This is a genomic window from Stappia sp. 28M-7, from assembly GCF_014252955.1.
Lineage (GTDB): Bacteria > Pseudomonadota > Alphaproteobacteria > Rhizobiales > Stappiaceae > Stappia.
The window spans coordinates 3,562,098-3,573,964 of the sequence record NZ_JACMIA010000001.1 but is presented as its reverse complement, the minus strand read 5'-3'; the positions used below and the strand labels follow the sequence as shown (position 1 = coordinate 3,573,964).

General features: G+C 66.5%; 13 protein-coding genes. 5 read left to right on the top strand and 8 right to left on the bottom strand.

Features of this window, described 5'->3' with window-relative positions:
• The first annotated feature begins 82 nt into the window (after positions 1-82).
• Positions 83-790 (top strand): glutathione S-transferase family protein, encoded by a 708-nt coding sequence (locus H7H34_RS16005; RefSeq protein WP_185925766.1) that lies wholly within the window; start codon positions 83-85, stop codon positions 788-790.
• A 19-nt stretch (positions 791-809) separates the two neighbouring features.
• Here H7H34_RS16005 and H7H34_RS16000 read toward each other — a convergent pair whose 3' ends face one another.
• Positions 810-1,436, bottom strand: coding sequence for a TetR/AcrR family transcriptional regulator (locus tag H7H34_RS16000; RefSeq protein ID WP_305792126.1), 627 nt, complete (start codon positions 1,434-1,436; stop codon positions 810-812).
• A 176-nt stretch (positions 1,437-1,612) separates the two neighbouring features.
• Here H7H34_RS16000 and H7H34_RS15995 point away from each other — a divergent pair, with 176 nt between their 5' ends.
• From H7H34_RS15995 to H7H34_RS15985, 3 genes are all read left to right on the top strand, one after another.
• On the top strand, positions 1,613-2,044 hold the full coding sequence (locus H7H34_RS15995) for a VOC family protein (protein ID WP_185925765.1): 432 nt from the start codon (positions 1,613-1,615) through the stop codon (positions 2,042-2,044).
• Between the two features lie 132 nt (positions 2,045-2,176).
• A complete protein-coding gene (locus H7H34_RS15990; protein ID WP_185925764.1) occupies positions 2,177-2,587 on the top strand; it encodes a ketosteroid isomerase-related protein in 411 nt (136 codons plus the stop codon).
• Positions 2,588-2,637: 50 nt separating this feature from the next.
• Entirely contained in the window at positions 2,638-3,735 is a 1,098-nt protein-coding gene (locus H7H34_RS15985; RefSeq protein WP_185925763.1) for an NAD(P)/FAD-dependent oxidoreductase, read from the top strand.
• Positions 3,736-4,297: 562 nt separating this feature from the next.
• On the opposite strand, the gene speE is transcribed toward H7H34_RS15985, so the two are convergent.
• Positions 4,298-5,170 (bottom strand): polyamine aminopropyltransferase, encoded by an 873-nt coding sequence (gene speE / locus H7H34_RS15980; protein WP_185925762.1) that lies wholly within the window; start codon positions 5,168-5,170, stop codon positions 4,298-4,300.
• A complete protein-coding gene (gene speD / locus H7H34_RS15975) occupies positions 5,167-5,706 on the bottom strand; it encodes an adenosylmethionine decarboxylase (protein ID WP_120267083.1) in 540 nt (179 codons plus the stop codon). The genes speE and speD overlap by 4 nt, the downstream gene beginning before the upstream one ends.
• Positions 5,707-5,828: 122 nt before the next feature.
• On the opposite strand from speD, the gene H7H34_RS15970 reads away from it, so the two are divergent.
• The gene (locus tag H7H34_RS15970; RefSeq protein WP_185925761.1) at positions 5,829-6,428 is read left to right on the top strand and encodes a GNAT family N-acetyltransferase; all 600 of its coding nucleotides are present in this window, start codon (positions 5,829-5,831) and stop codon (positions 6,426-6,428) included.
• Between the two features lie 100 nt (positions 6,429-6,528).
• Here the strand turns inward: H7H34_RS15970 and H7H34_RS15965 are convergent, their stop codons facing one another.
• From H7H34_RS15965 to H7H34_RS15945, 5 genes are all read right to left on the bottom strand, one after another.
• The gene (locus tag H7H34_RS15965; protein ID WP_120267085.1) at positions 6,529-7,269 is read right to left on the bottom strand and encodes an SIMPL domain-containing protein; all 741 of its coding nucleotides are present in this window, start codon (positions 7,267-7,269) and stop codon (positions 6,529-6,531) included.
• Positions 7,270-7,503: 234 nt separating this feature from the next.
• The gene (locus H7H34_RS15960) at positions 7,504-8,751 is read right to left on the bottom strand and encodes a TRAP transporter large permease (RefSeq protein WP_120267086.1); all 1,248 of its coding nucleotides are present in this window, start codon (positions 8,749-8,751) and stop codon (positions 7,504-7,506) included.
• Positions 8,748-9,293, bottom strand: coding sequence for a TRAP transporter small permease (locus tag H7H34_RS15955; protein WP_185925760.1), 546 nt, complete (start codon positions 9,291-9,293; stop codon positions 8,748-8,750). Before H7H34_RS15955 ends, H7H34_RS15960 begins: the two co-directional genes overlap by 4 nt.
• A gap of 1 nt (position 9,294) precedes the next feature.
• Positions 9,295-10,278: a TRAP transporter substrate-binding protein gene (locus H7H34_RS15950; protein WP_120267088.1), complete on the bottom strand. Its 984-nt coding sequence runs from the start codon at positions 10,276-10,278 to the stop codon at positions 9,295-9,297.
• A 333-nt stretch (positions 10,279-10,611) separates the two neighbouring features.
• Entirely contained in the window at positions 10,612-11,694 is a 1,083-nt protein-coding gene (locus H7H34_RS15945) for an AI-2E family transporter (RefSeq protein WP_120267089.1), read from the bottom strand.
• Between the last annotated feature and the right edge of the window lie 173 nt (positions 11,695-11,867).

Here is an 11,867-nt window from a genome sequence, read left to right as displayed (position 1 = left end):
GCTACAGAGCCAGCGTCCATGATTGCATAGTCCCGGCATCCGGGCGAGACCTCTCGCCCCGCAAGCAAAGGGACAAGACATCATGACCCCCATCCTGTTCTACGGTGTGCCGGCGGGCTGCTCCTTCGGCTCGATCGTCGCGCTGGAATGGCTGCAGATCCCCTATCGGCTGTGCCGCATCGACATGGCCGGCGAGGAGATCCGCAGCGAGGCCTATCGGCGCATCAACCCGGTCGCCGAGACGCCGAGCCTTGCCACCGCCGACGGCCGGCTGGTGGCGGAGAGCATGGCGATCCTCAACCATCTGGCGCCGCAGGGGGCGGAAAGAGGTCTCGGCTTTCGCCAGGGAACGGCGGGCTTCGACCGGCTGAACCAGATGCTGGCCTTTCTGAACACGGCGCTGTTCGACGGGTTCAGCCCGCTCTGGCATGCCTATGAGCATGGCGTCGAAGGCGAGGCGAAGGCGGTGCTCGTCGCCTATGCGCAGGCAAAGCTGACGGGCGCCCATGCGCAGTTGGAGCGAATGCTGGGCGAGGGGGCGTATCTGCTGGGCGAGAGCCGGACGCTGGCCGATGCCTATTTCTACGGGATCGCGCGCTGGGCCGAATATCACGGCGTGCCGGATCGCAGCGCCTTCCCGCGCTTGCAGGTATTGTTCGCGCGGCTTGCGGACGATCCGGCGGTGCGCTTTGCCGCCGGCGTGGAAGCGGGCGAGGAGGCGGCCTCCGCGGGCGGGTTCCTCGGCCATGTGAGGCTGGAGGAAGCGCTGAAGGAACTGGGGCTGGCCTGAGGCGTGCCCGGAGCGGGTCTTACCGCTCCGGGGTGAGCAGCCCGTCGACAAGCGCTGCGAAGACGGCGAGGAAGCCGGTCTCGTCCGCGCCCGAGGCGATGTCGAGGGCGGCGCGGTCGAAGGCGGCGGAGAGCACGCCGGTCAGCGCATCGAGGGGAAGGGCGCGCAGCGCTCCTTGCGCGAGGGCTTCCGTCAGCCCCTCGCGCAGGGTGCGGCCGGCATGCAGGGCGTCGAGGCGGATGGCCTCATTGGGGCCGAGCGCCGCCGGGCCGTCGACCAGCAGGATGCGGCAGCGGCCGGGCGCGCGCATCGCCGTAAAGTAAGCCCGCGCGCCGGCAAGCAGCGCCTCGCGCGCCGATGCGGCATCGTTCGACTCGTCCTCGATCTCGCGCGCGACCTCCCGGCTCTCCGCCTCGAAAACAGCGGCGAAGAGCGCGGTCTTGTCGGCGAAGTGATGATAGAGCGCGCCGCGCGTCACGCCGGCGGCGGCAACGATCTCCGGCGTTGAGGTGTCGGCGAAGCCCTTTTCGGCAAAGAGCCGCCGGCCGGCGGCGATCAGCTCGCCGCGCATTTCGGCGGAGCGCTCGGAATTGCCCCGGCCCTTGCCGCGCCGCCGGTCGGGCTTTTCCGTCATCGTGTGGTCCATCGGGTCACCTATTTACATACAGGCTGTTTGTATGTATATGGATACATGCTGCATGTATGTGACATGGAGCGGCGCCGGCAGGCAAGGGTTTGCTGTTGTCGCCAAGGGACGGGCAAGGCGGCCGGGCCGCAGGGGCGGCGGGCGCGCTGCCGATGGAAAGCAAGGAAGGACGGGCCATGAAGGTGACGAGCTATTATCCGGTGGTGATGACCGGCGAGGTGGAAGCGACCGCGCGGTTCTACGAGACGCATTTCGGCTTTCGCCGGGCCTTCAGCGCCGACTGGTACGTGCATCTGCAGTCGGAAAGCGATCCGTCCGTGAACCTTGCCGTGCTGGACGGCAGCCATGAGACGATCCCGGCGCCTGCACGCGGGCAGTCGGTCGCCGGCCTGCTGCTCAATTTCGAGGTGGCGGACGTCGATGCCGAATACGCGCGGCTGAAGGCGGCAGGCCTGCCGATCCTCTTGGATATCCGCGACGAGGATTTCGGCCAGCGGCATTTTATCACACGCGATCCGAATGGCGTGCTGATCGACATGATCAAGCCGATCCCGCCGAGCGCGGCGTTCCTGGCGCAGTATGCGGAGGATGCCGTTCCGACCGAGTGAGGGCCGGGTGCGGGAGCACGGTGCGGACGGTGTGGACAAGGGGGATGGCTGCGGCTTGCCAAGGCCGGGACGGGAAGGCCAGAATGCGGCCGCAACGCCTGCCTTCTTCTCTCCCGAACACCGGAACCAGACATGCCGCACGCTGCGACCCTCAAGCTCCTCGACGCCTATTATGCCGCCTTCAACGCGGGCGACACGGCAGCGATGCTGGAGCTCGTCACCGACGACATCGCCCATGACGTGAACCAGGGCGAGCGGCGGCAGGGCAAGGCGCTGTTCGCCGCGTTCAACGACCACATGACGCGCTGCTACAAGGAAGAGCTGTCGGAAATCGTCATCTTCGCCAGCGATGACGGCACACGCGCAGCGGCCGAGTTCATCGTCTCCGGCACCTATCTGGTCACCGACGAGGGCCTGCCGCCGGCGGCGGGCCAGACCTATCGCCTGCCGGCCGGCACGTTCTTCGACATTCGCGAGGGGCGGATCGCCCGCATCACCACCTATTACAATCTGCAGGAGTGGATCGCCCAGGTCGGCGCCTGATCTGAGCCCGCAGCCGCAGGCGGCCCACGCCCGCAAGGAGGCAAGTTCCCATGAAGGTCATCGTCGTCGGGGCCGGCATCGCCGGCCTGTCCACCGCATGGTCGCTGGCAAAGCGCGGCGTCGAGGTGGTGCTGCTGGAGCAGGGGCCGATCCCCAATCCGCTGTCGGCCTCTGGCGACCATCACCGCATCATCCGCCGTGCCTACGGGGCGCAGGGCGGCTATCAGCGGCGGATCGACGAGGCCTATGCGGCCTGGGACGAGATGTGGGCCGACCTCGGCGCGAAGCATCTGGCCGATACGGGGTTCCTGCTGGTGTCGCAGACCGGGCGGGACTCCTCCATCGAGTATCGCGACAGCCTGCTGGCCGGCGGCTATCCGGTGGAAGACCTGAGCTGCGATGAGGCGGTGCGCCGGCACCCGTTCCTCGATCCCGGCGGCGTGCATTCGGCGGCCTCCAGCCCGGAAGGCGGCGTGCTGCTGTGCCGGCATATCGGGCAGGATCTGCTGGCCTTCCTGCAGCGCGCCGGCGTGACGATCCGCCCGCAAACGCGGGTGAAGGCGGTGGATGCGGCGTCGGGCAAGGTGCGGCTTGCCGGGGGCGAGGAGCTTGCCGGCGACCATGTGGTGGTGACGGCCGGGGCCTGGGTGCTGCAGCTGTTCCCGCAGCTTTCCGACCGGCTGACCTCCTATCGCACGGCGGTCGCCTATCTCGACCCGCCGGCGGATCTCGTTGCCGCCTGGGAGGCCTCGCCCGTGATCCTCGATGTCGGCGGCACGGTCGACGGCTATGTGCTGCCGCCGGTGCGCGGCACGGGGCTGAAGGTGGGGGCGGGCATCCACAAGGTGCGCTCGGGCGCCGACGAGCGGCGTGTGCCGGAGCCCGGCGAGGGCGAGCGGCTGCGCGGTCATTTCGGCCCGCCGTTCGCGCGCATCGAGGAGTACCGGGTGAGCGAGGTGGTGACCTGCGCCTACACGTTCACCGCGGACGAGCATTTCTTCGTCGCCGGAGAAGACCGGCTGACGGTGGTCTCGGCCTGCTCGGGCCATGGCTACAAGTTCGGCGCGGCGGTCGGGCGGCGGGTGGCCGAGGGGGTTCTGTCCGGCGACCGGGCCGGTTTGAGAGAGTGGCTCGAGGCGCGCGACTGAGGGGGGCGTTGCCGCGAGAACGCCGGTGGCGGCTAGCTTCGCGGCACCATCCGCCCCGGTGGATACTGGATACCTGCCTTCGCAGGTATGACAGCCGTGGAGGTGGCGATGCGCTCCCGCCTCACGCCCGCTGAGGGTGCCAATGGGTCCCGTCTCTGCGCTTGCGCGCGGCCGGGATGACAGCCGAAGAGACTGGCAAAAGCCTTGCATCCCCTCTGCCGTCACCCCGGTCAAGCGAAGCGCGAGCCGGGGCCTATTGGTTGCCAGAGCGGCAGCGAGGATACCGGAAACCCTCTCCTCGTCATCCCGCACGCAGCGCAGCGGAGATGCGGGATCGGAGCGCCGAGGGCGTTCGTGGAACCGCTTCACGCCTGCCTCGGGCACCGTGGCTCTCCGGTCCCGGATCTTCGGCCTTCGGCCTCGTCCGGGAAGACGAAAGGAGAGGCCTGCCGGAAAGACGAAGAAGATGGCGTGAAGGCACGACGCCCCCAGCGTCAGGCCATGAAAAAAGCCGCCGTCCCGAGGGGCGGCGGCTTTTCTGTTCTCGGCAAGGAGAGAGGCGTCAGGCGCCGCTCTTGCCTTCCGCGACCGCATCGCGAATGAAGCGCGGCAGCGCGAAGGCGGCCTGGTGCACTTCCGGCGTGTAGTAGCGGGTGTCGATGCCGGCTGCCTCGAAGCGCTGTTCCAGCACGTCGAGCGGCTGGCGGCGCAGGGCAGGATTGTCGCTTGCCCAGCCGAGCGCCATGTGGCCGCCGAAATAGGTCGGGATCGCCGCGACATAGGCATAGGCGTCGCGGTAGATCTTCGAGAAGTGGCCGATCGAGGACACCAGCTCGCCCTTCTGCAGGAAGGGGACGCCGTTCTGGGTGACCAGTACGCCGCCCGGCTTCAGGCAGTGGTGAACGCCGCGATAGAACTCGGGCGTGAAGAGCACGGCGCCCGGCCCCATCGGGTCGGTGGAATCCACCATCACCACGTCGAAGCGGCGGTCGGTCTCGGCCACGAAGCGCGCACCGTCCGCGATGACCAGATCGAAGCGGTCATCCTGGAAGACGGAGGCGTTGAAATCGGCGAAATGCTCCTTGGAGAATTCGACGACGGCGTCGTCGATCTCCACCTGGGTCAGTCGCTCGATGCCCTTGTGCTTCAGAGCTTCCTCGGCCATGCCGCAGTCGCCGCCGCCGACGATCAGCACCTCGCGCGCCTCGCCATGGGCGAGGATCGGCACATGCGCCATCATCTCGTGATAGATGAACTCGTCGGCGGTGGTGACCTGGGTGACGCCGTCGAGCATCAGGACCTTGCCGAACACCGGATTGGCGAACAGCACGAGGTCCTGATGCTCGGAGCGATCCTGGTACAGGATGTCGTCGCACGAATACTGCACCTGGACGCCAGGATAGAGCGTCTCGCGGAAGACCAGCCCGTCGCTCATGCGACCTCCTTGCCGCGTAGCAATTCGCTGACGCTGGTGCGACCGGGGCGGAAGGCCTGCTCGAGAACCTCCACGCATTTTTCCGGCCGGGCATCGCCGCACATGAACACGTCGAAGGCCGCATAGCCTGCCTCGGGCCACGTATGGACCGAGATATGGCTTTCGGCCAGCACCGCGACGCCGCTCACGCCGGTAGGCTCGAACGGGTGCAGGTGGATGTGCAGCAGCGTTGCACCGGCCTCCGTGACGCAGGTCTTCAACGTCTCCTCGATAAAGGGAAGATCGTCGAGACGCGTGGCGTCGTAGAGATCGATGATCAGATGCGAACCGGCACAGCGGACGCCCTCGCGCTCGATGAAGTGATCGAGCCGGTCGTCCTGCGTGTTGGCCGCAGGCGCGGTAGTGTCGTTGTCTTCCGTATGGGTGGTGCTTCTCGGCACGTCGAAGGCATATGCGTCCGCAAACGATGCGTCGGCGCCTTCATGGTGACGTGCTTCCAAGTCCATCCCCAATTGGAAGAGGCCGTCGTCAGACATGGCGGTCTCCCCAACCAGCAGATGAAACCCGGGTTCAGTCCCGAACGGGGGTGCTATAGGGTGGTTCGTGCTGCGATGCAATGGACGTTTTTCCGCAAGTCCCCGAAAACCGGCGAGAGGCGATGACGGCAGAGCTTGTTACTTTGACGGGTAAGGAAATTCACAAGGTGCTCGACGACCTAGCGGAATTGCGGGTCAGGGTGTTCCGGGAATGGCCGTATCTCTACGAAGGATCGCTGGACTACGAGCGTGGCTACCTGCGTCGATATGCGGAAGGAAAGGGCGCCGTTGTCGTCGGTGCGTTAGCCGGCAAAAGACTTGTCGGCGCGGCGACCGGACAGCCCCTTGGCGAAGAAGTCGCGGATTTCCGCGACCCGTTCGCGGCCGCCGGCCTCGATCCGGCGACGGTCTTCTATTTCGCGGAATCCGTGCTCGATCCGCAGTATCGGGGGCAGGGGCTGGGGCACGGTTTCTTCGAGGGCCGCGAGGCGCATGCGCGCAATCTCGGCTTCGACCGCGCGGCCTTTTGCGCGGTGATCCGCCCGGCGGACCACCCGGAGCGGCCGAAGGACTACAGCCCGCTCGACCCGTTCTGGCGCAAGCGCGGCTATCTGCCGCTGGAGGGGCTGAAGGTCGGCTTCGACTGGCCCGATGTCGGCGAGACGGCCTCCAGCCGCAAGCAGATGCAGGTGTGGATGCGCGATGGGCTGCTATCCGGCTGATAGCGGCCGGCGCAAGGTGACGGCGTAGCAGCGGGCGGTAAAAACAAGTCCGGCGCGGGATGACCCGCGCCGGAGAGCGTCTTGCGGGGGCAGGCAGCCGTTACGGCTGGACCAGCTCCCAGGTGACGTTGACACGCACCTCGAGCGAGCTCTCGCCCGCTTCCATCGGCGCCGGCGCGCCGTCCATCTTCATTTCGGCGCGGGCCATCATCATCACCGGACGCGGGCCGCCGAAGTCCTGCTCGTTGATCGACAGGACCCGGCCGAGCTTGACGCCGGCCGCCTCGGCATAGATCTCCGCCTTGCGGATCGCGTCGGCCATGGCCTCCTTGCGGGCGCTGTCCTTGAGCTTGCCTTCCTCGCTGACGATGAAGGTGACGCCGCCGACCTGGTTGGCGCCGTCGCGCACCATCACGTCGATCAGCCCGCCGAGCTTGGCAAGGTCGCGCACGCGCACGCCGACATTGTTGGAGACGCGGTAGCCGAACACCTCGCTGCGGTACTCTTCCGGAGCGGAGCTCTTCACCTGGCGGTAGCGCGGCTGCACGGAAAAGCCCGAGGTCTGGATGTCGCGCTGCTCGATGCCGGCCTCCTTGATGCGGGCGATCACGGCGGACATCGCCTCGGTGTTGGCGGCCAGCGCCTCGGCGGCGGTGTCGGCATCGCTGACAACACCACTGGTGATCATCGCCATGTCCGGGGCGGCGCTAACCATGCCGGTGCCGACCATGTCGATGGTGGCGATGCGCGGCGTCTCCTGCGCCCGTGCGGGCAGGGTGGCGGCGGCCAGGGCAAGCGAGCCGACGAAGGCAAGGCGAGCGGCGGTCTGGAGCGAGGTCATCGAATATCTCCTTCAAAAAACGGAATCGGTCCGCCGCAGCCCTCGGGCGCAGGACGCGGAATGGCGCGACCATCGCGAGCAATTGCGGCGGACGGAAGGCGCTCGCCCGGTGGTTTTCGGGTCGTTTCGGGTCAATCCACATGGCCCGGCCGGACGGCATGGGGCCGCATGCGAAAACGGCCGCAGCGACAGGATCGCGGCGGCCGTTCCGAAAACGTCGATGCGCGGCCCCCGTCAGAAGACGAAGGGCACGAAGGCGATCAGCAGATAGACCACCAGCAGCGTCGCGAGATAGGGCATCACCGCCCTGGCGATCCGCTCGATCGGCAGCCCGGCGATGGTCGAGGCGACGAACAGGTTGATGGCGACCGGCGGGGTCACCATGCCGATGGCAAGGCCCACCACGATGATGATGCCGAAATGCACCGTGTCGAGGCCGAGCTGGGCCGCGAGCGGCAGCAGCATCGGCGTCAGGATGATCAGCGCCGAGGCGGTTTCCAGGAAGACGCCGGCGACCAGGATCACCGCCATGATCAACAGCAGCAGGACATAGGGGTTGGACGACAGCGACAGGGCGGCGGTGGCGATCTGGTTCGGCACCTGCCAGCTCGACAGGGTCCAGCTCAGCACCGACGAAGCCGCGATGACGAACATGATGACCGCCGTGGTCACGCCCGCGCGCAGCACGATGTCGTAGAGCTGCTTCATCGTCATGTCGCGATGGATGACGAAGGAAATCAGGATCGCGTAGTTCACCGCGATGACGGCGGCTTCCGACGGGGTGAAGATGCCGGAGAAGATGCCGCCCAGGATGATCAGCGGCGCCATCAGGCCCCAGCTGGCGGCGACGAAGGTGCGCCAGATGATGCGCGGGTTCAGCTCCGTGCCGCGGGGATAGGCGCGGCGGTGACCCTGGATCACGGCGATGATGATCAGGCCGACGCCCATGGCGACGCCCGGAATGAAGCCGTTGAGGAAGAGCTTGGCGACCGATTCCTGGGCGATCACCGCATAGATGATCATCGGCACGGACGGGGGAATGACGACGCCGATGGTGCCGGAGGCGGCGATCAGCGAGGCGGCGGAGGCCGGGTCGTAGCCCTTGCGCTTCAGTTCGGGAACGAGGCTCGCACCGACGGCGGCCGTGGTCGCCGCGCCCGAGCCGGAAATCGCGGCGAAGAACATGCCGGCAAAGACGGAGACGATGGACAGCCCGCCCTTGATGAAGCCGAAGAGGCTGTCGGCAAAGGCGACGAGGCGCTTGGAAATCTCGCCCTGCGCCATGACGTCGCCGGCCAGGATGAACATCGGCACGGCGACCAGGGCGAAGGAGTTGATGCCCGAGAACATCTGCTGCGGCACGGCCATCAGCGAGGTGCCGTCCGTGTGGAGGGCCGTCATGGTGGCCGCCCCGATCACGATGGCGACCGGCAGCCCCATGAGCAGGAACAGGACGAACAGTCCGAAAAGAAGGAGGCTCATACCCGGCGATCCTTCCCGTGGATCTGCGTTTCGAGCTCGACGTCGATCTCGGACGGGGTCTCGCGCATGCCGCCGCCAGCGAGCAGCCGGATCAGGTCGATGGACGACAGGAAGGCAATCAGCGCGGCAGAGATCGGCATGACGACATAGACGTAGTTCATCGGCAGTCGCAGCGAGGGAGACTTCTGGAAGCTCTGCAGCATCGTGTACTGCCAGCCGACCCGGGCCAGGGCCACGAGAAAGGCGATCGTGACGAGGATTGCGGCCCCCGTCACGATCCGTTTGAACGCGGGCGGCAGGCTGTCACGCATGATCGTGACCGCGATATGCCGCCCCTGCTGATAGGCCAGCGTGGCGCCGAGGAAGGTGATCCAGATCAGGAGAAAGCGGGCGACTTCCTCCGTCCAGCTCACGGATGTGAAGAACACCCGCGAGACGATCTGGAGCGTGATGACTGCGACGAGCGCAGCCATCCCCACGAAGACCACGGGCTTGAGCGTCTCGCCCAGAAGACGGTCAATCCACGCCAACCCTGCCAGCATCTTACTTCAGCGCCTCCTGGATGCGGGGCAGGTAGTCGCCGAACTTCTCGCCGTACTTCTCGTAGACCGGCTGAACGGCGGCGGAGAAGGCGGACAGATCGGCATTCTCGACCACGGTCATGCCGGCATCCTTGAGCGCCTGGAGCTGCTCGCCCTCAAGACGGGCGTTGAGCGCGCGCTCGTATTCGGCCGCTTCCTGCGCCGCCTGGCGGACGATCTGCTGGGTCTCTTCCGACAGCTCGTTCCACTTCGGCATGCCCATGACGAAGATCGCCGGGGCATAGGTGTGGCGGGTCATGGTCATGTTGGTCTGGGTCTCGTTCAGCTTGAACGAGTAGACGACGCCGACCGGGTTCTCCTGGCCGTCGATCGTGCCCTGCTGCATGGCGGTGAGGGCTTCGGTCCAGGCCATCGGGATGGCGTCGGCGCCCAGCTCGCGGAAGCTGTCGATATAGACCGGGTTCTCCATCACGCGCACGCGCAGGCCGCTGAGATCGGCCGGGGTGTTGATCGGGCGCTTGGAGTTGGTCAGGTTGCGGAAGCCGCGCTCGGCATAGGCGAGGCCCTTGAGGTTGACCTCCGACAGGCGGTCGAGCAGCTCCTGGCCGATTTCGCCGTCGAGCACCTTGTAGGCGGCCTCGGGCGAGGGGAAGAGGAAGGGCAGCTCGAACACGGCCATCTCTTCCAGGAAGTTGGACACCGGGCCGTTGGTGATCACGCCCATGTCCACGGTGCCGATCTGCATGCCCTCGAGCAGGGTGCGCTCGTCGCCCAGCGTGGCATTGGGGAAGATCTCGACGGTGATCTTGCCGTCGGAGCGCTCGGCAACCAGCTCCTTGAACTTGGTCGCGGCGGCATGGAAGCCGTCCTGCTCGTTCACGACATGCGCCAGGCGCAGGTTCACGGTGTCGATCTCGGCGAGCGCCGGGACCGCGCTGATGCCAAGCGTGATCACGGCAGCGGCGGCTGCCTTCAAGATATTCATCCTGTTTCCTCCTAAATTGTTTAAAGAGTGTGCGAAGGACACAAAGTCAATCGACACCCGCAAGCGTGTCTTTGTTCTGTGAATGATGGGGCTGACATTCCCGAATTAGTCTTTCGTCGACGTCAGGGTCACATGGTTTCATAAACTGGCCAAGCGTTTCGCGTCAAGGATGGTATTTTAGGTATTTATAACGATTGGTTGTGCGGTGCCAGGCTAGAAATTGCTTGGTTTGGGGGCGATTTCGGCGGAGGAAAGGGTCAATTGCGCAGGATCCTTGCGCGGATTTGCAAGGTGGCGGTCTGGCGTGTGCGGGGAGGGGCGTGCCGGCACGCCTCACGCCGGCGGCGAGGGCGGTCCGGGGCGGCTGGGCACCATCGGGGCCCCGACCTCGCCGTCTGCGGACAGCAGGACGGCGACGGGGCGCGAGGCCGGGAACTGGGCGCAGATGAGCAGCACCATCACCGTCAGCGGCACGCAGAGCAGCATGCCGGTAACGCCCCAAACCGCTCCCCAGAAGGACAGGGACAGCATGATCACCAGGCCGGAGAGATTGAGGCTGTTGCCCATCAGGCGCGGCTCCAGCAGGTTGCCGATCAGGAACTGGATGGTGCCGAGGCCGAGGCTGATCACCAGGAAGGGGGTCAGCGTCTCGAAATGCACCAGCGCCAGTAGGCTGGGGAAGATCACCGCGATCAGCGAGCCGATGGTGGGGATGAAGTTGAGCGCGAAGGCGATGAAGCCGAACAGCGCGGCATAGGGCAGATCGAGCAGCGTCAGCAGGCCGGCGGTCAGCGCGCCGGTCAGCACGCTGACCGCGGTCTTGATACCGAGATAATGGCGCAGGGCCCCGGTGATGCGTTCGCGCATCAGGAAGGCGATCTCCATGCGCTCGCGCGAGGAGAACAGCCGCGCCATCTTGCGGTCGAAGGTGGACTGTTCGAGCAGCAGGAACAGCACGTAGATGAAGACCAGCGAGGCGGAGCCGGCGATCTGGGTGATCGCGTTGGCGCCGGCGCTGAGCGCCCGGTTGAGGGCGTTGTCGGGCACGAGATCGCGCATCTGGATCGGGTCGGCAAGGCCGACCCAGATCGAGCCGCTCTCGAGAAGCTGGTCGAGCCGGGCCTGGTAGACCGGCGCATCGCGAGCAAGCTCGGTCAAGTTGGCGGCAAGGATGTCGACTGCCATGCTGAAGACGATGAAGATGACGGCCAGCGCGGCCGGCACCGCAACGAGGCGCGGTAGGCGCACGCGGCCGAGCGGAAGGGTGCGGATCGCCTCGGCCAGGGCGACGATGAGATACCAGACGAGCAGGGCGATGACGAAGGGGATCAGCAGCGAGCGGCCGAGCACGAGAAGCCAGCCGAACAGGGTGATGGACACCAGCGTCGTGGCGACCAGGAGCGGAAATTGCGGCATGGGGCTCCCTGTTGCTCGCATGCGGCCCGGGCGCTGCGCCTAGCCTTGCGCATTTCCGCTTGTCGCGCGTCGCGCCCCGCCTTGCAACCCCTCGAAAAGGTGTTGTAGGAAGGATCGCACGCCGCGCGGGGCATTGCCGTTCCCGCCCCGCCCGGCGCGACGGGCATCCAGCT